Origin of the sequence: Agrobacterium vitis (assembly GCF_013426735.1) — a bacterium.
GTDB classification, from domain to species: Bacteria; Pseudomonadota; Alphaproteobacteria; order Rhizobiales; family Rhizobiaceae; genus Allorhizobium; species Allorhizobium vitis_D.
This window is the reverse complement of sequence record NZ_AP023272.1, coordinates 2,868,088-2,890,925: the sequence shown is the minus strand read 5'-3', so window position 1 is coordinate 2,890,925 and position 22,838 is coordinate 2,868,088. Positions and strand designations below refer to the sequence as shown.

Here is a 22,838-nt window from a genome sequence, read left to right as displayed (position 1 = left end):
TGGTGAAATTTTGGAATGGGGCTTTTGAGCCTTGCGGGCTTGGCCTATAACTTTGCCATGAACATCATCAGCCCCGCCTTGAAAACATCCGTTGGTCATACGGCCTGTCCGCATGACTGTCCATCCACCTGCGCGCTTGAGGTCGATCTGACCCCGGACGGCAGGATCGGGCGAATGCGCGGCGCGCGCGACAATAGCTATACCGCAGGCGTGATCTGCGCCAAGGTGGCGCGCTATACCGAGCGGCTCTATCACCCTGATCGGTTGATGGTGCCGCAGCGTCGGAAAGGTGCAAAAGGGGCGGGCAGCTGGCAGGAAATTTCCTGGGATGCGGCGCTGGACGAGATCGCCAATGCGTTCGTCAAAGCCGAGCAACTGCATGGCAGCGAGGCCGTCTGGCCCTATTTCTATGCCGGGACGATGGGGCAGGTGCAGCGCGATTCGATAGAGCGGCTGCGCCACGCCAAGAAATATTCCGGCTTTTTCGGCTCGATCTGCACCAATCTGGCCTGGACTGGCTATGTGATGGGCACCGGCACGCTGCGCGGCCCGGACCCGCGCGAAATGGCGGTTGCCGATTGCGTGGTGATCTGGGGCACCAATGCGGTGGCGACCCAGGTCAATGTCATGACCCATGCGGTGGCAGCGCGTAAAAATCGCGGCGCGAAAATTGTCGTCATCGATATCTATGACAATCCGACCATGAAACAGGCCGATATGGGCCTGATTCTACGCCCCGGCACCGATGCGGCGCTGGCCTGTGCCGCCATGCATATCGCCTTTCGTGACGGTTATGCCGACCGGGAGTATATGGCTGACTATGCCGATGATCCCGCCGGGCTGGAAGCGCATCTGAAGGACAAGACGCCGGAATGGGCCGCCAGCGTCACCGGTCTTTCGGTTGAAGAGATCGAAGGCTTCGCCAGATTGGTCGGCGAGACCAAAAAGACATTCTTCCGCCTCGGCTATGGTTTTACCCGCAGCCGCAACGGTGCTGTCTCCATGCATGCCGCCCTTTCGCTTTCGACCGTGCTGGGCAGCTGGCAATATGAAGGCGGCGGCGCGTTTCATTCCAACAGCGATATTTTCAAGCTCAACAAAGCCGAGTTGATGGGGACGGCGTTTGTCGATCCTGACATTCGCATGTTGGACCAGTCGCAGGTTGGCCGGGTGCTGACCGGCGATGCGGAGGCGCTGCGCCAGCGCGGTCCGGTGACGGCGATGCTGATCCAGAACACCAATCCGGTCAATGTTGCGCCGGAACAAAGGCTGGTAAAACAGGGCTTTCTGCGGGATGATCTGTTTGTGGCTGTGCACGAGCATTTCATGACCGAAACAGCAGAGCTTGCTGATCTGGTCCTGCCGGCAACGATGTTCGTTGAGCATGACGATCTCTATCGCGGCGGTGGCCAGAGCCATATCCTGCTTGGCCCTAAACTGGTCGAGCCGCCGGACACGGTGCGCACCAATCTCTTCGTCATCGAGGAACTGGCCAAACGTCTCGGTCTAGCGGATCTTCCGGGCTTCGGCCTCAGCGAGCGCGAGCATATCGACCATATCCTGGCGGCCAGCGGCAAGCCGGATTTTGCCAGTTTCGAGCAGGACAAATGGCTGGATTGCCAGCCGCTGTTCGAAGACGCGCATTATCTCAAAGGCTTTGCCCACCCCGATGGCAGGTTCCGCTTTAGGCCGGATTGGGAAGGCACGCCCGCGCCCAATAAGCCGCCACGGGCGATGGGGTCTCTGGGGCCGGTGGCCGCGCTTCCGGTTTTCCCCGATCAGATGGATGTGATCGAGACAGCGGATAGCGAGCATCCGTTCCGGCTGGCAACATCTCCTGCCCGCAATTTTCTCAACTCGACATTCGCCGAGACCAAGACCTCGCGCGATAAGGAAGGCAGGCCGGAGGTGATGGTCAATCCGGCTGACGCGGCGGCACTGGGTATCGGCCATGGTGATGTGGTGCAGATCGGCAATCGGCGGGGAAGCTTGCGTATCCACGTCAACATCACCGATGCGGTCAAGCCCGGCGTGCTGGTGGCGGAAGGTCTTTGGCCGAACAAGGCACATCTGGACGGTGAGGGCATCAACGTGCTGACCGGTGCCGACGCTCCGGCCCCGCATGGTGGGGCTGCGTTTCACGATAACAAGGTTTGGGTTCGGGCATCATGAGCAAGTTCGACACGACCGGCATTACCATTGTCGAGGACAAGACGCTGTGGAAGGGCTGGAGCCATCTGCGCAAGATGGTGTTCGATTATGCAAAACCGGATGGCGCCACCCAACGCCTCAGCTGGGAAGTTTTCGATCGCGGCCATGCCGTGGCAATCCTGCTGCATGACCCCTCAAAGAAGACCTTGCTGCTGGTGCGGCAGTTTCGCATTCCCGCCTATATGATGGGCGATAAGCCCTTTCTGCTGGAAGTACCGGCGGGCATGACCGATGGCGAGGACGCCGAAAAGGCAGTGATCCGCGAAGTTGAAGAGGAGACCGGCTATCACATTGTCGCGCCGCGTTTCCTGTTCACCGCCTATATGTCGCCGGGAGCGGTGACGGAAAAGATCCACTTCTTCTACTCACCCATCGACGAGGCGCAAAAACTGTCGCTCGGCGGCGGGCTGGAAGCCGAACACGAAGATCTGGAACTGGTCGAAGTGCCGCTTAAGGATGCGATTTCGATGATCGAGCGGGGCGACATCGTCGATGGCAAGACCATCATGCTGCTGCAATGGGCGGCGCTCAATCTGGCCTGAGGGGCGCGGTCGGGGAACTGTTCCGACCAAGGCAATTCACTGATCGTTTTGAGAGGCCGGGAGGACGCATGGCCTGCGTCATTCCGGCTCTTGCGCCTTCTATCAATATACATTATATGATATTGTATATTAATAGAAGGCAAACCACCATGCCGAACCACATCTCCGATACGTTTACCATTTCCAGCCAACCCTCCATGGCCGAGATTGCCGCACTCGCGGCCGACGGGTTTACCACGCTCGTCAATCTACGCCCTGATGCTGAAGAAGGGGCCCCCGGCACAAAAGCCGAGCGTGAGGCCGCGCAAAAGGCCGGGCTGGACTATCATTTCATCCCGGTCACGATGGCCGATTTTACCGATGCCGATGTTGAGGCATTCAGGGCAGTCACCCAAGGTGACACGAAAGTCTTTGCCCATTGCCGCAGCGGCTTGCGGGCACTGACCCTGCATGTTCTGAGCGCAGTGTTGAATGGTGAGATGAGCGTAGATGAGGTTGCGGCTTTCGGTTCTGCTCATGGCATGGATCTGAGCGCCGCCGTCGCCTGGCTCCACCGCCGGGCCACGCGCCGCCCGCAGGTCAAGGGCTTCTTTGATCCTAGGACCTGGAGTGTTCAATATGTGGTCTCAGACCCCGCAACGAAAGTCTGCGTCATCATCGATCCGGTGCTGGATTACGATGAGAAATCCGGCCAGACCTTGACCGTGAATGCCGATCGCATCCTTCGCCATATCGAGGACCAGGGGCTGACGGTCGCCTGGATTCTCGACACCCATCCCCATGCCGATCATTTTTCTGCTGCCGACTATCTGAAGGGCAAGACCGGCGCGCCGACTGCGATTGGCGCTCATGTCACCGATGTACAGAGGCTTTGGAAGGGCATCTACAATTGGCCGGAACTGAAAACCGATGGGTCGCAGTGGGACCGGCTATTCAGCCATGGTGAGACCTTCAAGCTCGGCTCCATTGATGCGACGGTGATGTTTTCGCCGGGGCATACGCTGGCCTCCGTCACCTATGTCATTGGCGATGCGGCTTTTGTGCATGACACGATGTTCATGCCTGACAGCGGCACGGCGCGGGCTGATTTTCCCGGTGGCGATGCCCATATGCTGTGGCAATCCATGCAGGATATTCTGGCGCTGCCTGACGACACCAGGATTTTCACCGGCCATGACTATCAGCCGGGCGGGCGCAATCCGCGTTGGGAAAGCACTGTTGCAGCGCAGAAGGCCGCCAATCCGCATCTGGCCGGGACGGATGAGGCCGGGTTCGTCACCCTGCGTCAGGCTCGCGACCGCACCTTGGCAATGCCGAAACTGATTCTGCATGCCTTGCAGGTCAATGTTCGCGGCGGACGCTTGCCGGAACCGGAAGACAATGGCCGCCGCTACCTGAAAATTCCACTTGATGTTCTGGAGGGGGCCGCATGGTAGATCCGTTTGTTGAGATCAAGCGCCGGGTCGGCATGACGCCGAAGGCGATGGAAGAGCGCGCCGACGAGGTGGCCGGGCATTTGAAAACGCTCACTCATCCGGTGCGCCTCATGCTGGTCTGCACGCTGGTCGAGGGTGAATGGTCGGTGGGCGAACTGGAGGAAAAGCTGGATATTCACCAGCCGACCCTGTCGCAGCAACTCACCGTGCTCCGGGAGGCCCGGATCGTCGAGACCCGGCGTGAGGGCAAGCAGATTTTCTACCGACTGACAGAGGCGAAGACGCAGCGGCTGATTGCCGCCCTGTTCACGATTTTCTGTGCGGAGGATGAGGCATGATTCAGACCTATCTTCCTTCGCTCGTCGGCGGCGTGATGATTGGCTCCTCCGCCATCCTGTTTCTGGTGATGACAGGCCGGATTGCCGGGATCAGCGGCATTGTCGGGCGCTTGGCGCAGGGGGTTAGCCTGCCAATCAACGGGGCGTTCGTGGTCGGATTGATGCTTGGCCCCATCCTGTTTCTCGCCCTGTTCGGGGCCTGGCCGCAGGTGACGATGACGGCCAGCCTGCCGCTGGCGGTTGTTGCTGGCCTGCTGGTCGGTTTCGGCTCCCGCATGGGGTCCGGCTGCACCAGCGGCCATGGCGTTCTGGGCCTGGCGAGACTGTCGCCGCGCTCCTTCGTTGCGGTCGTCACCTTTCTTTTCACTGGCGTTCTCACCGTGACAATGATGAGGGGCAGCCTATGAAAACGATCTCGCTGCAAGCCGCCGCCGCGCTACTATCCGGCCTTCTGTTCGGTTTCGGCCTGTCCTTGTCCGGCATGTTGGACCCGGCCCGTGTCCAGGGCTTTCTCGATATTTTCGGCGCCTGGGACCCGAGTCTGATCTTCGTGCTGGGCGGGGCCGTGGTGACGGCTTTTGTTGGCATGGTGCTGGTGCGCCGTATGGCCCGCCCGGTGCTGGCGGATCGTTTCGCCATGCCGACCGCGACCCGCATCGATTGGCGGCTGGTGGCAGGCTCGGCCTTATTCGGGATCGGTTGGGGCCTGGGCGGTTTTTGCCCCGGTCCGGCGCTGGCGGCTTTGCCGCTCGGCTATGGTGAAAGCCTGATCTTCGTCGCTGCCATGGTGATCGGTATTGTCGTGCATGACCGGTTCTTTGCGGGACGCAGCCGATGAACACGCTTATTGCGGCTATCGGCTCCGGCGGGCTGGTCGGTTTCACGCTTGGACTGCTTGGGGGAGGCGGCTCTATCCTTGCGACCCCGCTGCTGCTCTATGTGGTTGGCGTATCGCAACCGCATGTGGCCATCGGCACCGGCGCCCTGGCGGTCTCAGCCAATGCCCTTATCAATTTTGCCAGCCATGCCCTGAAAGGCAATGTCCGCTGGCGCTGCGGTGCGGTGTTTGCGGCTTTGGGTGTGCTTGGCGCGCTGGCCGGGTCCTCGCTTGGCAAGGCGATGGATGGCACGAGGCTTCTGCTGCTGTTCGGAATCGTCATGCTTGTTGTCGGGGTGTGGATGCTACGGCCCAGAAAGGCGGTGACTGCTGCTCCGAGGCCGGTGGATCTTCGCATGTGCCTGACGACGGCGCTTGTGGCGCTGCTATCGGGTGCCGCCTCCGGCTTTTTCGGGATTGGCGGCGGCTTTCTGATCGTTCCGGGGCTGATCCTTGCGACGGGCATGCCAATGATCAATGCAGTTGGCACATCGCTTATGGCCGTCACGGCCTTCGGGCTGGCCACGGCTGTGAATTACGCATTGTCAGGTTTGGTGGACTGGGCTTTGGCGGCGGAGTTCATTCTGGGTGGGCTGCTGGGCGGTATTGTCGGCACTCTGGCGGCAACCCGGCTCGGTGCGCATAAAAACACCCTCAACCAGATGTTTGCGGCGATGATTTTTCTGGTCGCCTTCTATGTGATCTACAAAAGCTCCGGCGCGATCATTACGCGCTGAGCAGCCGCGCCTCAGCATCCGCGACAAAGCCGGAGCGCGCGATACGCCCGTCTTCCAGCATGGTGACGGTGCCGCCTGCCACCAGCTGCAAGGCGACCGGATAGATGCGATGCTCGACCGTCAGGGTGCGGGCGGCCAGCGCATCAGCGGTATCGGTTGGCAATACGGGTACAGCGGCCTGGGCGACGATTGGGCCTTCGTCCATGCCTTCGGTGACGAAATGCACGGTGCAGCCGGCAATCTTCATCCCGGCATCCAGCGCCCGCTGGTGGGTGTGCAGGCCTGGAAACAGCGGCAGAAGCGACGGGTGAATGTTGAGAATATGGCCCTGGTAGCGGCGGATGAAATCGCCTGACAGCAGGCGCATATAACCGGCAAGACAGATCAGGTCGGGTTGCACCTGATCCAGCGCTGCGAGAATGGCGGCTTCGTGGTCAGCCTTGCTGGCATAATCCTTACGGGGAAAGGCGGCAGCGAAAATGCCGAGATCGCGGGCCTTGACTAAACCGCCAGCCTCCGGCTTGTCGGAGAATACCGCAACGATTTCCGCCGGGTAATCCGCCGCTTCGCAGGCCTTGGCCAGCGCCACCATATTGGAGCCGCTGCCGGAAACCAGCACGGCGACACGCTTTTTGGCGTGAGATGGCCTTTCGACCGCCGATGAAGGTGCCGAACTCATAAGCCGAGCGTTCCCTTATACACAGTACCGGGCGCGCCTTCCTCACGGGAAATCATTCGGCCAAGACGGGCGACGGTTTCGCCTTCGGCTTCCAGAGCCGCAGCAACCGCATCGGCGTTTTCGGCAGCGGCCACGATAATCATGCCGACGCCGCAGTTGAAAGTGCGCAACATTTCATTCTGCGCCACGCCACCGGTTTTCGACAGCCACGAAAACACCGCGGGAACCGTGATCGAAGAGAGGTCGATTTCGGCGGCCAGATGCTTGGGCAGGACGCGCGGAATATTTTCGGGAAAACCACCGCCAGTAATATGCGCCAGTGCTTTCAAGGATTTTGTCTCGCGGATCGCCTTCAGCAGCGGCTTCACATAGATGCGGGTCGGGGTCAGCAGGGCCGCGCCAAGTGTTGCACCTTCTGCAAACGGTGCCGGTGCGTCCCAGCCAAGGCCGGAAAGCTCGACAATCTTGCGGACCAGCGAAAAACCGTTGGAATGGACGCCGGAAGAGGCAAGCCCCAGAATGACATCGCCCTCGGCAATATCGCCCGCAGGCAGAAGCTCACCGCGCTCGGCGGCGCCGACCGCAAAACCGGCCAGATCGTAATCGCCGCCGGAATACATGCCGGGCATTTCAGCGGTCTCGCCGCCAATCAGCGCGCAGCCTGCCTCGCGGCAACCCGCCGCAATACCGCCGACGATGGCAGCACCCTGGTCGGGATCGAGCTTGCCGGTGGCGTAATAATCCAGAAACAGCAGGGGTTCGGCACCCTGCACCACGAGATCGTTGACGCACATGGCAACGAGGTCGATGCCGACAGTGTCATGCAGGCCTGCATCAATGGCAATCTTCAGCTTGGTGCCGACGCCGTCATTGGCCGCCACCAGGATCGGATCGGTAAAGCCTGCCGCTTTCAGGTCGAACAATCCGCCGAAGCCGCCAATCTCGCCATCGGCGCCGGGGCGGCGGGTGGAGCGAACCGCAGGCTTGATCTTTTCGACCAGAAGATTGCCCGCATCGATATCGACGCCTGCATCGCTATAGGTCAGACCGTTTTTCCCCGACTGGCTCATCCGTTCGTCTCCGCTGGTTGGCAGGGTTGGCACGTTTCGCCCGCCATGGCATGGGTGGGGCCGCGATGCAAGCGCAAGGGCCGGAAACTCCCGCTTTTTCGTCGTTTTCCAAGGTCTGTGGTGGCTGCATATGCGAATTGCGGTCGCGCCACCTTGACCCTTGACGAAACACCATCCTATCTCATGTTCATCGGCACGATGCTAGGATGGCCTGTTGCGGCCAGCCCTATCCAGTTTGCAAAAGGCAATCCGCCGGGAAGGACATAAATCATGATCAAGCGCGTCAGCGGCCCCGTTTTCTGGCGGCAGGTTCTTTTCGGCATCGGCACGCTGGCGGTGGTCATCGCCTTTTTGCTGACCTTCAGCTCCATTCTGCTGCCGTTTGTAGCTGGCATGGCGCTCGCCTATTTTCTCGATCCGGTCGCCGACCGGCTGGAGCGGCTGGGCCTGTCACGGATGATGGCCACGGTGCTGATCCTGGTGTCTTTCGTGGTGATTTTCGTCTTGTCGCTGGTGATCATCATTCCGGTCCTCGTCACCCAGCTCAACGACTTCATCACCAATATCCCCGATTATGTCAGCCAGTTGCAGGCGCTTATTGCCAAATCCAACGCCTCCTGGGTACCGAAATGGCTGAATGGTCAGGTGAGCACCCAGATGGCGGCGATCAAGGGCAATTTTTCCCGCTATCTGGCGGAAGGGGCAGGCTTTATCGGCACGCTTCTGTCGCAACTGTGGAATTCCGGCAAGGCGCTGCTTGATATCATCTCCCTGTTGGTGGTGACCCCGGTCGTCGCCTTCTATCTTCTGCTCGACTGGGACCGGATGATGGCCAAGCTGGATAGCCTCATTCCACGCAATCAGGTTGGCGCCGTGCGGGAAATCGCCCGCGAAATGAACCGGACCATTGCCGGTTTCGTGCGTGGCCAGGGCTCGCTCTGCCTCATCCTCGGCATTTACTATGCGGTCGGCCTGTCGCTGATCGGTTTGAATTTCGGCCTGCTGATCGGCTTTTTCACCGGCATGATCAGTTTCATTCCCTATGTCGGCTCATCCGTCGGGCTAATTCTGGCGCTGGGCATGGCGGCGGTGCAATTCTGGCCGGACTATCTCTGGGTGGTCATAACGGGCGTATTCTTCTTCACTGGCCAGTTCCTGGAAGGCAATGTCCTTCAGCCCAAGCTGGTCGGCTCCAGCGTCGGCCTGCACCCGGTTTGGCTGATGTTTGCGATGTTCGCCTTCGGCTCGCTCTTCGGTTTTCTGGGGGTTCTGGTCGCGGTTCCCTGCGCGGCGGCAGTTGGCGTGCTTGTTCGCTTTGCAGTGCGGCGGTATCTTGACAGCGATCTATACTATGGTGAGGAGGCGACCGTGATCAAGGACGTCCGCCCTCCCGTCATTTCAGAGACGTAAATGCGTGACATCGACAAGACAGCGGCCCGACGCCAAGCATATGACGGCAAAACGGGCGAACAATTGCCGCTCGCCTTGGGCCACAGGCCGGCATCGGGCCGTGATGACCTGCTTGTCTCTGGCCGGCTGGCGGCTGCCGTGTCTGTTGTCGATGCCTGGCCCAACTGGCCGTCACCGGTGGTGATCCTGTCGGGGCCACAAGGCTCCGGTAAATCGCATCTGGCGGAAATCTGGCGGACGCAAAGTGGGGCTGTTGATATTCTGCCTGTGTCCGGGGCGGATGCCTCGATGACCGCATCCAAGGGGGCGGTGCTGTTTGAGGACGCTGACCGGGCGGATTTCGACGAGGTCGAGTTGTTTCATGTGATCAATAGCGTCAAGCAGCATGGGACGACCCTGCTGATCACTTCGCGCACCTGGCCTTTGTCCTGGCCGGTTAAGCTTGCAGACCTGCGTTCCCGGCTGAAGGCCGCGACACTGGTTGAAATCGGCGAGCCGGACGAGGCCTTGCTGTCGCAGGTGATCGTCAAGCTGTTTGCCGACCGCCAATTGGCGATTGACGAGCGGGTCGTTGATTATATCGTTCAGCGTATGGAACGGTCGCTGGCTGCCGCCCAGGCCGTGGTTGAGCAATTGGACCGGTTGGCACTGGCACGGCGGGCAAAAATTTCGCGTGCGCTGGCGGCAGAGGTTCTGGACGCGGTCTTGGCGCACGATCGCTAAAGCCTGTCACAGGAACGTCGTGTTGCTGGTATAGTTGGGCAAGTCTCTGACTCGGAAATCGTTTCAGGGTGATCTACAGTTTACGGATGTGTCAGGCTTGGATTGCCTTTTGCATGAAGCTGTGACCTCACATGCCTGAAGGCATTGAAAACGAAGGCGGGAACAATGGAATCGGTAACGGAATCGGCGGTATCTCAGGAAACGGTTATCCTGGCGGGAGAAGAGGTCGCGCGCGAGGAATTGCTCTCCAGCCCGCATCGCTTCATCAACCGCGAATTTTCCTGGCTGCAATTCAATCGGCGAGTGCTTGAGGAAACCCTGAACACCGCCCATCCGTTGCTGGAGCGTGTGCGCTTCCTGTCGATTTCCGCCGCCAACCTGGATGAGTTTTTCATGGTGCGTGTTGCCGGGCTGGAAGGCCAGGTGCGCCAGGGTATTGTTATCAAGAGCCCTGATGGACGCACGCCGGTTGAGCAACTGGAAGATATCCTCAAGGAAATCGACAATCTGCAAATGGAACAGCAGGCCTCGCTGGCCGTCTTGCAGCAATATCTCGCCAAGGAAGACATTCTGATCGTCCGGCCCTCCGCTCTTTCCGAGGAAGACCGCACCTGGCTTGGCACTGAATTCGAGCAGTCGATCTTTCCTGTCCTGACGCCACTGTCCATCGATCCGGCCCATCCGTTTCCCTTCATTCCCAATCTCGGCTTTTCCATGGGCCTGCAACTGGAAAGCCTGCACGGCAAGGAGCCGATGACGGCACTGCTGCGCCTGCCGACCGCGCTGGACCGCTTCATTCGCTTGCCCGACGACAAGAACACTATCCGCTATATCACCCTCGAAGATGTTGTTGGCATGTTCATCCACCGGCTCTATCCCGGTTATGACGTCAAAGGTTACGGTACGTTCCGCATCATCCGCGACAGCGATATCGAGGTCGAGGAAGAAGCCGAAGATCTGGTCCGGTTTTTCGAAACGGCTCTGAAACGCCGTCGCCGCGGCAAGGTGATCCGCATCGAGACCGATTCGGAAATGCCAGCGGCGCTGCGCCAGTTCGTGGTGCAGGAGCTGAATGTGCCGGATAACCGGGTCGCGGTTCTGCCGGGGCTGTTGGCGCTGAATACCATATCCGAAATCACCAAGGCCCCGCGCGACGATTTGCGGTTTGAGCCTTACAATGCCCGTTTCCCGGAGCGGGTTCGTGAGCATATGGGCGATTGCCTGGCGGCCATCCGCGAGAAGGACATGGTGGTTCACCACCCCTATGAAAGCTTCGATGTCGTGGTGCAGTTCCTGCTTCAGGCCGCCCGCGATCCCGACGTGCTGGCCATCAAGCAGACGCTTTACCGCACGTCCAACGATAGCCCGATTGTCCGCGCCCTGATTGATGCCGCCGATGCCGGAAAATCGGTGACGGCGCTGGTGGAGTTGAAGGCCCGGTTTGATGAAGAGGCCAATATCCGCTGGGCACGCGACCTGGAACGGGCTGGCGTGCAGGTGGTGTTCGGCTTTATCGAGCTGAAGACCCATGCCAAGATGTCCATGGTGGTTCGCCGTGAGGACGGCAAGCTCAGGACCTATTGCCATCTTGGCACCGGTAACTATCATCCGATTACCGCGAAGATCTATACTGACCTGTCGTTCTTCACCTGCAATCCGAAGATTGCCCATGACATGGCCAATGTCTTCAATTTCATCACCGGCTATGGAGAGCCGGAGGAAAACATGAAGCTGGCGGTGTCTCCCTACACGATGCGCTCGCGCATCCTGCGCCATATCGAGGAAGAAACCAGCAATGCCAAGGACGGTAAGCCGTCCGGCATCTGGATGAAGATGAACTCGCTGGTCGATCCTGAGATCATCGATGCGCTTTACCGTGCCAGCCGGGCCGGCGTTGAGGTGGATCTGGTCATTCGCGGCATTTGCTGCCTGCGGCCGCAGGTGGCGGGTCTCTCTGAAAATATCCGGGTTAAATCGATTATCGGACGGTTCCTCGAGCACAGCCGGATTTTCTGCTTCGGTAATGGCCATCGACTGCCCTCCGAAAAGGCGCTGGTCTATATCGGCTCAGCTGATATGATGCCGCGCAATCTGGATCGGCGTGTCGAAACCTTGGTGCCGTTGGTCAACCCAACCGTGCATGAACAGGTTCTGTCGCAGATCATGCTGGGCAATCTGATTGACAACCAGCAGAGCTACGAGATATTGCCCGATGGAACGTCGAGGCGCATCGATGTGCGTGCAGGCGAGGAACCTTTTAACGCGCAACAGTATTTCATGACCAATCCCAGTCTGTCCGGGCGGGGAGAAGCTTTGAAATCGAGCGCGCCGAAGCTGATCGCCGGGGTTGTTTCCGGTCGAAAAAGCTAAGCAGGGTTTCCGAAAGGCGACGACCGGTTTTCGGAGATAAACCTGCAAAGCAAGTGAAAGCCAAACTGGATACGCATGACCCAATCCGAAGCGCAGGGGCGTCTCCCCGGAATTTCCCCTGTTTCCGTCGTCGATATCGGCTCGAATTCCATTCGTCTTGTCATTTATGAGGGACTGTCGCGGGCGCCTGCCATTCTCTTTAATGAGAAAGTGCTGTGCGGCTTGGGCAAGGGCCTCGCCAAGACCGGCAGGATGGATGAAGAGGGTGTCAGGCGCGCGCTTTTGGCGCTGAGGCGTTTTCACGCCTTGTCGCAGCAGGCCCGTGCGGTCTCCATGCACGTTCTGGCAACGGCGGCGGCGCGAGAGGCGCAGAACGGCCCCGCGTTCATTGCCGAGGCCGAAGCAATTCTCGACCATAAAATCGAAGTGCTGTCTGGCGAGGAAGAGGCGCTTTATTCCGCTTATGGTATCATCAGCGGTTTTCACGACCCCGATGGCATTGCAGGTGATCTGGGCGGCGGTTCGCTCGAGCTGGTCGATGTCAAGGGGCGGGCGATTGGCAAGGGAATTACCCTGCCACTTGGCGGCTTGCGGCTATCGGAACAGTCAGAGGGGTCCCTTGAAAAGGCGGCTAATTTTACCCGCAAACAGGTGCGTTCCGCCAGCCTTTTGAAAAATGGCCAGGGCCGGACCTTTTATGCGGTCGGTGGCACATGGCGCAATATTGCCAAGCTGCATATGGAAATCCGCAATTATCCCTTGCACATGATGCAGGGCTATGAAGTTTCCACAGCCGAGATGATGCAGTTTCTCGATGAGATCATTACCGGTGTTAGCGCCCGCGCACCGGCTTGGCAGACTGTTTCCAAGAGCCGCCGCACATTGATTCCTTTCGGCGCAGTCGCTCTTCGCGAAGTGCTGGAGGCCATGCAGCCTGCCCGGGTCTGCTTTTCCGCACAAGGCGTACGTGAGGGCTATCTCTACTCCAAGCTTTCAGACGAGATCCGCGCGCTGGACCCATTGCTGGAAGCCGCCGACGAATTGGCCATCCTGCGCGCCCGCTCGCCGGAACATGCGCGTGAGCTTGCGCAATGGTCCGGCGCGATGATGCCATTTTTCGATGTCGTGGAGACGGAGGAAGAGGCGCGTTATCGTCAGGCCGCTTGCCTTCTGGCTGATCTGAGCTGGCGCGCTCATCCCGATTATCGCGGATTGCAGGCGCTGAACCTGATTGCCCACTCCTCCTTTGTCGGCATCAGCCATCCGGGCCGGGCTTTTATCGCGCTCAGCAATTACTACCGGTTCGAAGGCCTGCATGACGATGGGCAGACCGGTCCGCTCGCCACCATTGCCACGCAGAGACTGCTGGATCGGGCAAAGCTATTGGGTGGGCTGCTGCGCGTGGTCTATCTGTTTTCTGCCTCGATGCCGGGCGTGGTCCATAACCTGACCTTCGAACGCTCGAAGCGGTCGGATCTCGACCTCGAATTCGTGATACCGAAAGAATATCACGATTTTGCCGGGGAGCGCTTGGATGGCCGTTTGCAGCAACTGTCGAAACTGACAGGCAAGCGGCTGGCCTTTCGGTTTGAGTGAGCTGATTGCTACTGTTGTTATGGGTGATCGTTGATCTCATCTGCCCGTGATCCGGCAAGTCCCTCAGTCAGCGCTTTACGAAAGGCCGCGAGCGTTTCGGCGCTGACATAGTGCTCGATTCCTTCGGCGTCGATCCGCGCGGTCTTTTCGCAGACGCCGAGCATTTTCAGAAAATCCTCAACAGTCTCATGCCGCTCCCGGCTTTCCTGAGCCAGTTTTTCTCCGGCCTCAGTCAGGAAGACTCCGCGATAGGGCTTGCGGGAAATCAGACCGCCCTCGGTCAGCCGGGCCAGCATCTTGGCCACGGTCGGTTGGGCGACGCCGAGCCGTTGGGCGATATCAACCTGACGGGCCTCCTGACCTTCGGCAATCAGATCTGCGATCAGTTCGACATAATCCTCCACCAGCGCGCTGCGTTGCGCCTCGCGCGCCTGCCGAAAGCCTTCAGAATGGGCGTCGGCATCCGGCAGGGAACCGGTCCGGGGCTTTGAAGGTGACGTGCGCGCCAAATGCTGGTCCTCGTATTGAGTGGGGTACTCGCCTTGCACCATTTTCGACGCAACCGTGCGCTGTGGCCTGGCCCAGGCGAAACAATGCAGTAGCAAGTCTTGGCCTTGATGACCAGCCTCCGGCGGCTTTCGAAAAACAGCGGGATTGCGGGATGCGGCCCAGAGGCAGAGTCTTCGAATAAAGCCAAAGCAATAGAATATAGCCTATTGCATAATTAAAAAAACCGGCGCAGATTGTTGCGAATTAATCGCAATAAAAACAGGCTACGGGTACTTATGTCGAAATTGGAAACCAGTCCCGCCTCGAAAGGGGCCTGGAGTTTTGCGCGGCCGGGCGATGACCGCGCCAGTCTGCCGGAGGTGCATGCCTCGGTTCATGTGCCGAAGATCGGCTCCTGGATGCGTAAGCTGATGGCCTTTGCCGGGCCGGGTTATATGATTTCGGTTGGCTATATGGACCCCGGTAACTGGGCGACGGATATCGCTGGCGGGTCGCAATTTGGCTATACGCTTTTGTCGGTCATCATGATTTCCAACCTGATGGCGATCCTGTTGCAGGCGCTGTCAGCCCGGCTCGGTATTGCCACCGGGCGGGATCTCGCCCAGGCCTGCCGCGATCATTATTCTCCGCCGGTGCGCATCTGTCTGTGGCTGGCCTGCGAACTGGCGATCATCGCCTGCGATCTGGCGGAAGTGATCGGCACGGCCATTGCGCTGCAATTGCTGTTCGGCATTCCGCTGATCGGCGGCGCGCTGATCACCGCGCTCGATACGTTTTTGCTGTTGCTGTTGATGAACAAGGGTTTTCGCTTCCTGGAAGCCTTCGTTGTGTCAATGCTGACCATTATCGCCCTGTGTTTCCTGGCGCAGATCATCGCCGCCCAACCGCCGGTCGCCGAGATTCTGTCGGGCTTTATTCCGTCAACGGAAGTGATCACCAATCGCGAAATGCTCTACGTCGCCATCGGTATTATCGGCGCGACGGTCATGCCGCATAATCTCTACCTGCATTCGTCCATCGTCCAGACCCGCGCCTATGAGCGCAATGACCGGGGCCGCAAGGATGCGATCAAATGGGCGACGCTGGACAGCACGATTGCGCTGATGCTGGCGCTGTTCGTCAATGCCTCGATCCTGATCATCGCTGCGGTGGTGTTTCATGCCAATGGCCGCACCGATGTGGCGGAAATCGAGCAGGCGCATCAATTGCTGTCACCGCTCCTGGGCTTCGGCCTTGCCTCCACCCTGTTTGCCGTGGCGCTGCTGGCCTCCGGCATCAATTCCACTGTCACGGCAACGCTGGCCGGACAGATCGTCATGGAAGGGTTCCTGCGGCTGACCATCCCCAATTGGGCGCGCCGCCTGCTGACCCGCTGTCTGGCGATCATTCCGGTCGTGATCGTCACCTGGCTTTACGGCAACAAGGGAACGGCGGAACTGCTGGTGCTGAGCCAGGTCATCTTGTCTATGCAATTGCCCTTTGCCGTCGTGCCGCTGGTGCAATTCGTCAGCGACAAGCGCAAGATGGGTTCGTTCGTCATTTCCCGCTGGACGGCTGCCCTGGCCTGGGTGATCGCCTCGATCATCATCGCGCTCAATCTCAAACTGCTCTGGGACGTCTTCAGCGGGGCTGTGTAAGCGCCAGCACGGCAAAACTTGCCAGCCAGTGCTCGCCCATGTATTCGCCCGTGACATGGGCGAGTGCAGCATCCAGATGCCGCTCAGCGGCTTGGGTGAGCACCAGGTTGGCGGTATTCTGATCCGTCAGCGCCGCTGCCAGCGCATAAAAGCACCAGGCGCGGCTGAGGTTCAGCCCGTCCAGATGGGCGATCTTGCCATCGCTGCGATCGGAAACATTGGCTGGCTGCATCAGATGCGCAGGCTCGCCCCGGGCGAGATCCGGCAGGAAACGTGACAGCCAGTTGGAAAATTCCCCACGTGGCAGAAGCCGGCGCATGCATTCGGCCTCGATCAGCGACGAAGACAGGAATTCGTCGCCGGAGGGTTCTCCCCAGGCGGTGCAAGTGTGGTCGTCGCCATACCAGCGCCGGGCCGTTTGCTCAAGAAGTGTCAGGAATGCGGAATTGCCCGACACTTGCCCATAGTCTGCGGCCAGCCGCAGGGCAAAAGCGGTATTGTAATGGGTGCCGACCCGAACTGGATAGGTCGCCAGCGGTAAAAATGCCTCAAAGCGTGCGACGATCCGTTGGGTGAGCGGCAGCAAGGCTTGCGCCCAATCCGGCCTTTCGTGACCCGCCAATTCGGCTGCAAGCGCCAGAAGCCAGCCCCAGCCGTAAGGCCTTTCATAGCCACGGGATGACGGCCTGTCGAAATAGCGGCATTCTCCGGCGATGTTTTCCGCCACCAGCATGGTATTGAACAGGTCGCGGATGGCCGGTGCCGATGGCATGCTGGGAAAAAGCCTGAGCAATCGCGCCAGCATCCAATAGCCATGCACGCAGGAATGCCAGTCGAAACTGCCGTAGAACACCGGATGCAGGGCCGAGGGCGTCACTTCAGTCTCAGCACCATCGAACACATGCATGATGTGATTGGGATATTCCCTGGTAACGTGGCCAAGGGCAATTTCAGCAAAGCCATGTGCCGTCGCGATATCCAGAATCCTCTGTGGCATGGCCATCAATCTTCCTCCTCGGCGACCAGCAAGTCACCCCAATCGGCTCGGCGCGCCGCCTTGAAGAGCGCGCCATCACGGCGGCTGAGCGTGGTTTCCTCTGCCGTTCCATTGCCTTGGCACAATTTCAGCTTCACCATGCCGCTGGCAAGCCGGGGCGGCAACAAGACCCGTGCACCGGATAAGGCCACAGGCTGACGCGAGGCGGCGATGAAAATGTATTTCTCGTCTTCCCACGGCACTTCGCCTTGTTTCACCTGCCGATGCAGGCGGGACCGGGCAACGCGCCTTGAAAAATGACACCAGTCCGGGCTGACAATGGGACAGAGCTGCTGGTGAGGGCAGGGTGCAAGCAGATGGGCGCCCGCATCGAGAAGCGCCTGCCGTGCCGTGACGATCCGCTGCCAGCCTGCCGGCGTGCCGGGCTCGACAATGATGATCGTGCCAGCGGTCAAGGACCAGAGCTTTGCCGTCATGCTTGCCACCGCATCGATCGGTAACTCATCGAGCACATAAGCAAGCGTCACCAGATCGGCTGGCTCAAGCGGTGGCAGGGTTTTGGTGAGATCGCCTGCCTGCCAGTCGCAGGCAAAGGGCAGCGCCTGCGACAGGCTTTTGCCGATGGCGCGAATGGCAGGGCTGGCCTCGATCAACGTCGCCTGTTGTAACTGCGGCCAGCAATCGGCGGCGGCCCAAAGCGCGGTGCCGGGGCCGGAGCCGAAATCGCTCAAAGTTCTGGGTGCAAAATCCGCCTGTACCTCGGCCACCATGTCCATCGCCGCCCTGACGGCGGCGAAGGTGGCGGGCAGGCGAGCGGCGAGATAAGCGCGTGCGGCCAGATCGTCGCTGATATGCAACTGCCCGTCGCGTACTTCCTTGCGGTAACGCTGGGACAGGCGTTCGGCGGCTTTCATCAAGGGCGCAAGCGGTTGATGTTCCAGCAGGCGCTCAACGGTGCTTTTCAGGGGTGAGGGGAGTTCCAAGGTAACGGTCCGGCGGGTTGAAGAATTGGGAAACAGTGCTGCGAGGGCGATCTTATCAGCCGGACGTTACGCTGTCCCATTCCGGTTTCAGCAGTGACATCTGCACGAGGTCACCGCGTTGGTCCTGACGGTGGCCATAGGCTCCGCGCAGCACGCCTTCCTGTTGAAAGCCGAGCTTGCTGTAAAGTGCGTGGGCGCGCCGGTTATTCGGTATGTGGGTTAGCCAGATCCGATAGGCGGAGGTGGTGGTGAATGCCCAATCCAGCGCAAGCCGCATCATCGCCGTGCCGGTTCCCTTTTCGGGAGCGGCAACCACGACGCGCTTGATATAGAGATTATCCTGCGGATCATTGATGTCGCGGAACAACACGAAGCCGAGCGGCTCGCCATCCGGCGACACGGCGATCCGATAGGCCTTCGCGGGATCATTGAGATTGGCAAGATGTTCCGCCGCGCTGAACCGACCGACCAGCAGGTCGTAGCCGGGTTGGCGCTCTGCCGACATCATGAACCCGATATCTGCCTCTGTGGCCGCGCGCAGCGACACCATCAAGGTTCGATAAATTCGACGGCTTCGATCTTCTTGCCGACGAAGCGGAGGGCAACCCCGCCATTGATCAGCTTCAGCGCCGATTCGCCGAACAGATCACGCCGCCAGCCACGCATGGCCTGCACATCGGCCTGTTCGCCCTCGACGGCAATCTTTTCCAGGTCGTCGGTATTGGCGATCATCTTGGCGGCGACGCCATGCTGTTCGCAGGTCAGACGCAGCAGCACCTTGAGCAGTTCCACCGCCGGTGCCGTGCCTTCCGGCACATGGTTCTGGCGCTGGACCTGCGGCCATTCGGCCTTGGGGATCGCCAGGGCCGCATTGACCGCGTCGATGATCGCGCCGCCCGGTGCCGAGCGCTCCCAGCCCTTCGGAATGGTCCTCAGCCGTCCGAGCGCCTCGACATCCCTGGGCTGCTGCTGGGCGATTTCGAAAATGGCGTCGTCCTTGATCACCCGTGAGCGGGGCACGTTGCGGGCGCGGGCCTCACGCTCACGCCAGGCGGTGACGGCTTTCATCACCATCAGTTCCTGCGGTTTTCTCAGCCGCATCTTCAGGCGCTGCCAGGCGTCGTCGGGATGCAGGTCATAGGTGTCGCGGGATTCAAGAATGGCCATTTCTTCGCTGAGCCAGCTGGCGCGGCCCTCACGTTCCAGTTCTGCGTTCAGAGTCAGGTAGACATCGCGCAGATGGGTGACATCGGCGAGCGCGTAATCCAGCTGCTTTTCCGAAAGCGGACGGCGGCTCCAGTCGGTAAAGCGCGAGCTTTTATCGATATGGATATTCTTGATCTTCTGGACCAGCTGGTCATAGGACACGCTGTCGCCAAAGCCGCAGACCATGGCCGCCACCTGGGTGTCGAAGATTGGATGGGGAATGAGATTGCCCAGGTGAAAAATGATTTCGATGTCCTGGCGCGCGGCGTGAAACACCTTGATCACATCGCCATTGGCCATCAACTTGAAAAAGGGTGCAAGGTCGAGCCCCTCGGCCAGCGGATCGACAATGACCTCTAGATCGGGACTGGCCATCTGGATCAGGCACAGCTCCGGCCAGAAGGTGGTTTCACGCAGGAATTCAGTATCAATGGTGATAAATTCAGATTTGGCCAGTTTTTCGCAAGCGGCTTCTAAATCTTGAGTTGTAGAAATCATTGGGCCCCGGCATATCTCTTCGAATTCATTTCTTTCCTTCCCCCTTGCGTCCTTATTGTCAAGTTGATGACAAGGTTTGAGGCCGTCTATGGCCAAAACTCCCCGGTTTTTAACGGATCGTGACGCCAATGTGACCTGGAGGACACGGTGCCTGTCCAAGGCCTCGGCGGCAGCGGGTTCGGGACGGTTTTCTACCTGGGCATGAAGCACGAATGCCGAATGAGAATGCCTCCGGTCACGAGACCCTGACATAGCTGGTCATGCCGGTCTTCTGATGCTCAATGATGTGGCAATGCAAAACCCAGTCGCCGGGATTGTCGGCCACCAAAGCGAGTTGCACCTTTTCATCGGGCATGACCAGATAGGTATCGGAGATCAGCGGTACGGCAGGACGGTTGTTGGAGGCAATCACCTGGAAGTTCATGCCGTGCAGATGGATGGGGTGAGCATGGGGCGTGTCGTTCACCAGGTCGAAGATGTAGCTCTTACCCAGCTTCAATTCGGCCAGCGGCGCGGTCGGGTCCGGTGTGTCGCCCGGCCATGTCACCTTGTTGATTGCCCAGAAGGAATAACCGAGCGTGCCGCAGATTGACTCTTTCGCGCCATTTTCCGCCGTGGCGGAAAGCACCAGCGGAATATGCTGGGCGGATGAGAGATCGGGCTTGTCGAAGAGATTGGGCCGCAGTGGCGGCACGTCCTTCAGGGCGCGTTTCAAGGATGCTCCGGTGGCGCGGAAGCTGACGACGGTTTTCGGGGTGCTGGGGCGAATATCGGTCAGCCGCGCCTCGCTGCCTTCGCTGTCGGGCATTTTCAGGATGATGTCCATGCGCTGGCCGGGTGCGACGATGGCAAGCTGCATCGGCAGGATCGCCGGCACCGGCTGACCGTCCAGTGCGACGATCACCGCCTCCGCGCCTTCCAGTTTCAGCGTATAGATCCGCGTCACGTCGGTATTGACGATCCGAACCCGGGTCAAACCGCCGCTGGGCGCATCGTAGCGCGGCTCCACCTGCCAATTGGCGGTGCGCACGGTGCCGAATGTTCCGGCGCGGGCGGTGTCGCGTGGCTTAAATAGCGCGATGAACTGGCCATCGTCGCCCAGCCGCCAGTCGCGCAGATTGAGATCGATTTCCGCGTCGAAGGCCGGGTCGTCGGGGTCTTCTACCACGATCATTCCGGTCATGCCCGTCGCCATCTGGGTCAGCGTGTTGCAATGCGGGTGATACCAGAACGTACCGGCATCCGGCGGCGTGAAGGCATAATCGAAGCTGTCGCCCTGATAGACATAGGGCTGGGTCAGGAAGGGCACGCCGTCCATGGCGTTTGGAATCCGCAAGCCATGCCAGTGAATGGTGGTGGCATCATCGATATGGTTTATCAGTTTTGCGGCGAAAGGCTCGCCCCGGCGCATGCGGATGGTGGGTGGCATTGCCGCCGTCTGGCCCGGCAGAGCAAAGCTCATCAGCTTTTTCGTCTCATGGCTGCCGTCGAGGGTGGCTGAGGTAAACCGCGCCTCGATTTCCAACGGTTTGGGGGCGGCAAAGGCCATGCGCGTGCCCTGGAAGCGGCTGGCAATGCCGAGCCCTGCGCCATAGGCAGTGGCAACAGCGGAGGCTTTCAACAGGGTGCGGCGGGAGAGAATGGGCATGATGGGCGGTTCCAGCGTCGGACGGGACGTTGGTCTTTTAAAGTTGATTGTGGAAATCAGCAATATCCCAGGCCTATGCCGCCGAGCCTATTTCCGCTTCGTTCGCACAGGTGCAGCGAGCTTGCTGAAAAAGGCCGAGGTGCGCAGCAGCGCCCGGAAGGGATAGCGTCGCTCCTCCGTCGGGACCGCTTCGCGCGCCCGCATCCGCAGCAGGGTGTAGAGGATGAACAGCGCCAGCACGACGACCATATAGCTAAACAGCGCCCTTGGTCCGAAATGGTCGAGTAGGACGGAGGCAAACATTGGCCCGACCACGGCCCCGCAGGACCAGAAAAACAACGTTCCTGCCGAGACCAGCGCATGCTGGCCGGGGGCGGCATGGTCATTGGCATGGGCCGAGCACAGCGAATAGAGCGGCATGGCAAAGGCGCCGAACAGGAAAATCCCGATGAAATTGAGGATCTCGCTTGTTCCCGCCACGAAGGTCAGGAATAGCCCGGCTAGCATGGCACCGCCGGCGGCTACCAGAATGATGGTGCGCCGATCCAGCTTGTCGGAATAATGGCCGAGTGGATATTGTAGCACGACACCAGCAAAAATCCCGATGCTCATGAAGGTGACGATGGCCGTGACCGACATGCCGATGCCTTCTGCATAGATCGGTCCGAGCGACCGGAAACTGGAATTGGTCAGCCCCACCACAATACAGCCGATGGTCGCCAGCGGCGAAATGCCCCACAGGGCCTTGATGTTAAACTCCACATGCCTGGGCGGGGCAGGGCTGGTGCGGTCGGCAAAGGAAATCGGCACCAGCGACAGAGACAGCGCCATGGCGATCAGCGCAAACAGATCCACACCGGAAATCCCGACCGCCGGAATGATATATTGCGCGACCGTCACTGAGCCGAGATCGACGAAGCGATAGATCGACAAGGTGCGCGCCCGTGTCTCATTGGTGACGCGGGCATTGAGCCAGCTTTCCACCACGGCAAACAGCCCGGCAAAGCAGACGCCCTGGATGAGCCGCATCGAAAACCATGCGGCAGGGTGAATGAAGATCAGCATGGCGATGGAGGCGGCAGAGGCAATCGCCGCCAGCCCGGCAAAGGCGCGGATATGGCCGATTTCCCGGATCAGCCTCGTCACATAGATGCAGCCGATGGCAAAGCCGATATTATAGCCGGTGCCGACCACGCCGATCATCGTCGTCGAGAACCCTTCTTCAAGGGCACGCAGCGAAATGAACGTGCCCTGCAAGCCATTGCCGCCGATCAGAATACCGGCGGTGACGAGCAGGGGCAAAAGCGGACGTATATCGTTCATGATGGGCCGGATTTTCAAATGCAGGTGAGTCGGGCTATAACAGCATG

The 22,838-nt window shown here is 59.8% G+C and carries 21 protein-coding genes; 12 read left to right on the top strand and 9 right to left on the bottom strand.

Translation table 11 applies throughout. From position 1 onward, the window contains the following. Positions 1–15: 15 nt before the first annotated feature. From H1Y61_RS13485 to H1Y61_RS13455, 7 genes are all read left to right on the top strand, one after another. Entirely contained in the window at positions 16–2,172 is a 2,157-nt protein-coding gene (locus tag H1Y61_RS13485; protein WP_180572875.1) for a molybdopterin-containing oxidoreductase family protein, read from the top strand. Further along, complete coding sequence (locus H1Y61_RS13480) at positions 2,169–2,753, top strand: NUDIX domain-containing protein (RefSeq protein WP_174110464.1); 585 nt, start codon at positions 2,169–2,171, stop codon at positions 2,751–2,753. The genes H1Y61_RS13485 and H1Y61_RS13480 overlap by 4 nt, the downstream gene beginning before the upstream one ends. 149 nt (positions 2,754–2,902) lie before the next feature. Then, positions 2,903–4,189: a bifunctional sulfur transferase/dioxygenase Blh gene (gene blh, locus H1Y61_RS13475; protein WP_174110465.1), complete on the top strand. Its 1,287-nt coding sequence runs from the start codon at positions 2,903–2,905 to the stop codon at positions 4,187–4,189. Beyond that, positions 4,183–4,527, top strand: a complete 345-nt coding sequence (gene bigR / locus H1Y61_RS13470; RefSeq protein ID WP_174110466.1) for a sulfite-sensing transcriptional repressor BigR — start codon at positions 4,183–4,185, stop codon at positions 4,525–4,527. Before blh ends, bigR begins: the two co-directional genes overlap by 7 nt. Further along, positions 4,527–4,934 (top strand): YeeE/YedE family protein, encoded by a 408-nt coding sequence (locus H1Y61_RS13465; RefSeq protein ID WP_174110520.1) that lies wholly within the window; start codon positions 4,527–4,529, stop codon positions 4,932–4,934. The genes bigR and H1Y61_RS13465 overlap by 1 nt, the downstream gene beginning before the upstream one ends. Further along, positions 4,931–5,365 (top strand): YeeE/YedE family protein, encoded by a 435-nt coding sequence (locus H1Y61_RS13460; RefSeq protein ID WP_180572874.1) that lies wholly within the window; start codon positions 4,931–4,933, stop codon positions 5,363–5,365. The genes H1Y61_RS13465 and H1Y61_RS13460 overlap by 4 nt, the downstream gene beginning before the upstream one ends. After that, positions 5,362–6,141, top strand: coding sequence for a sulfite exporter TauE/SafE family protein (locus H1Y61_RS13455; RefSeq protein WP_174110468.1), 780 nt, complete (start codon positions 5,362–5,364; stop codon positions 6,139–6,141). The genes H1Y61_RS13460 and H1Y61_RS13455 overlap by 4 nt, the downstream gene beginning before the upstream one ends. Here H1Y61_RS13455 and purN read toward each other — a convergent pair. Both purN and purM read right to left on the bottom strand, forming a co-directional pair. Continuing rightward, on the bottom strand, positions 6,131–6,820 hold the full coding sequence (purN, locus tag H1Y61_RS13450; RefSeq protein ID WP_180572873.1) for a phosphoribosylglycinamide formyltransferase: 690 nt from the start codon (positions 6,818–6,820) through the stop codon (positions 6,131–6,133). The genes H1Y61_RS13455 and purN overlap by 11 nt on opposite strands. Continuing rightward, positions 6,817–7,890, bottom strand: a complete 1,074-nt coding sequence (gene purM, locus H1Y61_RS13445) for a phosphoribosylformylglycinamidine cyclo-ligase (protein WP_180572872.1) — start codon at positions 7,888–7,890, stop codon at positions 6,817–6,819. The genes purN and purM overlap by 4 nt, the downstream gene beginning before the upstream one ends. A 270-nt stretch (positions 7,891–8,160) precedes the next feature. On the opposite strand from purM, the gene H1Y61_RS13440 reads away from it, so the two are divergent. From H1Y61_RS13440 to ppx, 4 genes are all read left to right on the top strand, one after another. Then, positions 8,161–9,300: an AI-2E family transporter gene (locus H1Y61_RS13440; RefSeq protein WP_060715830.1), complete on the top strand. Its 1,140-nt coding sequence runs from the start codon at positions 8,161–8,163 to the stop codon at positions 9,298–9,300. After that, a complete protein-coding gene (gene hdaA, locus H1Y61_RS13435; protein ID WP_180572871.1) occupies positions 9,301–10,023 on the top strand; it encodes a DnaA regulatory inactivator HdaA in 723 nt (240 codons plus the stop codon). Positions 10,024–10,188: 165 nt separating this feature from the next. Beyond that, on the top strand, positions 10,189–12,393 hold the full coding sequence (locus H1Y61_RS13430; protein WP_174110470.1) for an RNA degradosome polyphosphate kinase: 2,205 nt from the start codon (positions 10,189–10,191) through the stop codon (positions 12,391–12,393). A 75-nt stretch (positions 12,394–12,468) separates the two neighbouring features. Continuing rightward, a complete protein-coding gene (gene ppx, locus H1Y61_RS13425; protein ID WP_174110471.1) occupies positions 12,469–13,989 on the top strand; it encodes an exopolyphosphatase in 1,521 nt (506 codons plus the stop codon). 17 nt (positions 13,990–14,006) lie between these two features. Here the strand turns inward: ppx and mntR are convergent, their stop codons facing one another. Next, on the bottom strand, positions 14,007–14,540 hold the full coding sequence (gene mntR / locus H1Y61_RS13420) for a manganese-binding transcriptional regulator MntR (RefSeq protein ID WP_235680730.1): 534 nt from the start codon (positions 14,538–14,540) through the stop codon (positions 14,007–14,009). Positions 14,541–14,774: 234 nt separating this feature from the next. Here mntR and H1Y61_RS13415 point away from each other — a divergent pair, with 234 nt between their 5' ends. After that, positions 14,775–16,136: an Nramp family divalent metal transporter gene (locus H1Y61_RS13415; RefSeq protein WP_174110472.1), complete on the top strand. Its 1,362-nt coding sequence runs from the start codon at positions 14,775–14,777 to the stop codon at positions 16,134–16,136. On the opposite strand, the gene H1Y61_RS13410 is transcribed toward H1Y61_RS13415, so the two are convergent. From H1Y61_RS13410 to H1Y61_RS13385, 6 genes are all read right to left on the bottom strand, one after another. After that, a complete protein-coding gene (locus H1Y61_RS13410) occupies positions 16,120–17,139 on the bottom strand; it encodes a DUF2891 domain-containing protein (protein ID WP_180572870.1) in 1,020 nt (339 codons plus the stop codon). The two genes, H1Y61_RS13415 and H1Y61_RS13410, sit on opposite strands and share 17 nt — an antisense overlap. Further along, positions 17,139–18,116, bottom strand: coding sequence for a small ribosomal subunit Rsm22 family protein (locus H1Y61_RS13405; RefSeq protein WP_180572869.1), 978 nt, complete (start codon positions 18,114–18,116; stop codon positions 17,139–17,141). The genes H1Y61_RS13410 and H1Y61_RS13405 overlap by 1 nt, the downstream gene beginning before the upstream one ends. Before the next feature lie 55 nt (positions 18,117–18,171). Further along, entirely contained in the window at positions 18,172–18,666 is a 495-nt protein-coding gene (locus tag H1Y61_RS13400; protein WP_180572868.1) for a GNAT family N-acetyltransferase, read from the bottom strand. Further along, positions 18,666–19,820: a ribonuclease D gene (gene rnd, locus H1Y61_RS13395; protein ID WP_015915562.1), complete on the bottom strand. Its 1,155-nt coding sequence runs from the start codon at positions 19,818–19,820 to the stop codon at positions 18,666–18,668. The genes H1Y61_RS13400 and rnd overlap by 1 nt, the downstream gene beginning before the upstream one ends. 235 nt (positions 19,821–20,055) lie before the next feature. Further along, positions 20,056–21,468 (bottom strand): multicopper oxidase family protein, encoded by a 1,413-nt coding sequence (locus H1Y61_RS13390; protein WP_180572867.1) that lies wholly within the window; start codon positions 21,466–21,468, stop codon positions 20,056–20,058. A gap of 87 nt (positions 21,469–21,555) precedes the next feature. Further along, positions 21,556–22,791, bottom strand: coding sequence for an MFS transporter (locus H1Y61_RS13385; protein ID WP_087727712.1), 1,236 nt, complete (start codon positions 22,789–22,791; stop codon positions 21,556–21,558). Positions 22,792–22,838 lie beyond the last annotated feature (47 nt).

What these genes read in the sequence shown, in the direction of transcription:
- H1Y61_RS13410 (WP_180572870.1), bottom strand. Translation starts at nt 17,139, where the DNA reads ATGGCCATGCCACAGAGGATTCTGGATATCGCGACGGCACATGGCTTT.
- H1Y61_RS13400 (WP_180572868.1), bottom strand. Translation starts at nt 18,666, where the DNA reads ATGGTGTCGCTGCGCGCGGCCACAGAGGCAGATATCGGGTTCATGATG.
- purN (WP_180572873.1), bottom strand. Translation starts at nt 6,820, where the DNA reads ATGAGTTCGGCACCTTCATCGGCGGTCGAAAGGCCATCTCACGCCAAA.
- H1Y61_RS13430 (WP_174110470.1), top strand. Translation starts at nt 10,189, where the DNA reads ATGGAATCGGTAACGGAATCGGCGGTATCTCAGGAAACGGTTATCCTG.
- purM (WP_180572872.1), bottom strand. Translation starts at nt 7,890, where the DNA reads ATGAGCCAGTCGGGGAAAAACGGTCTGACCTATAGCGATGCAGGCGTC.
- blh (WP_174110465.1), top strand. Translation starts at nt 2,903, where the DNA reads ATGCCGAACCACATCTCCGATACGTTTACCATTTCCAGCCAACCCTCC.
- bigR (WP_174110466.1), top strand. Translation starts at nt 4,183, where the DNA reads ATGGTAGATCCGTTTGTTGAGATCAAGCGCCGGGTCGGCATGACGCCG.
- H1Y61_RS13455 (WP_174110468.1), top strand. Translation starts at nt 5,362, where the DNA reads ATGAACACGCTTATTGCGGCTATCGGCTCCGGCGGGCTGGTCGGTTTC.
- H1Y61_RS13390 (WP_180572867.1), bottom strand. Translation starts at nt 21,468, where the DNA reads ATGCCCATTCTCTCCCGCCGCACCCTGTTGAAAGCCTCCGCTGTTGCC.
- hdaA (WP_180572871.1), top strand. Translation starts at nt 9,301, where the DNA reads ATGCGTGACATCGACAAGACAGCGGCCCGACGCCAAGCATATGACGGC.
- H1Y61_RS13485 (WP_180572875.1), top strand. Translation starts at nt 16, where the DNA reads ATGGGGCTTTTGAGCCTTGCGGGCTTGGCCTATAACTTTGCCATGAAC.
- rnd (WP_015915562.1), bottom strand. Translation starts at nt 19,820, where the DNA reads ATGATTTCTACAACTCAAGATTTAGAAGCCGCTTGCGAAAAACTGGCC.
- H1Y61_RS13385 (WP_087727712.1), bottom strand. Translation starts at nt 22,791, where the DNA reads ATGAACGATATACGTCCGCTTTTGCCCCTGCTCGTCACCGCCGGTATT.
- ppx (WP_174110471.1), top strand. Translation starts at nt 12,469, where the DNA reads ATGACCCAATCCGAAGCGCAGGGGCGTCTCCCCGGAATTTCCCCTGTT.
- H1Y61_RS13415 (WP_174110472.1), top strand. Translation starts at nt 14,775, where the DNA reads ATGTCGAAATTGGAAACCAGTCCCGCCTCGAAAGGGGCCTGGAGTTTT.
- H1Y61_RS13480 (WP_174110464.1), top strand. Translation starts at nt 2,169, where the DNA reads ATGAGCAAGTTCGACACGACCGGCATTACCATTGTCGAGGACAAGACG.
- H1Y61_RS13460 (WP_180572874.1), top strand. Translation starts at nt 4,931, where the DNA reads ATGAAAACGATCTCGCTGCAAGCCGCCGCCGCGCTACTATCCGGCCTT.
- H1Y61_RS13440 (WP_060715830.1), top strand. Translation starts at nt 8,161, where the DNA reads ATGATCAAGCGCGTCAGCGGCCCCGTTTTCTGGCGGCAGGTTCTTTTC.
- mntR (WP_235680730.1), bottom strand. Translation starts at nt 14,540, where the DNA reads ATGGTGCAAGGCGAGTACCCCACTCAATACGAGGACCAGCATTTGGCG.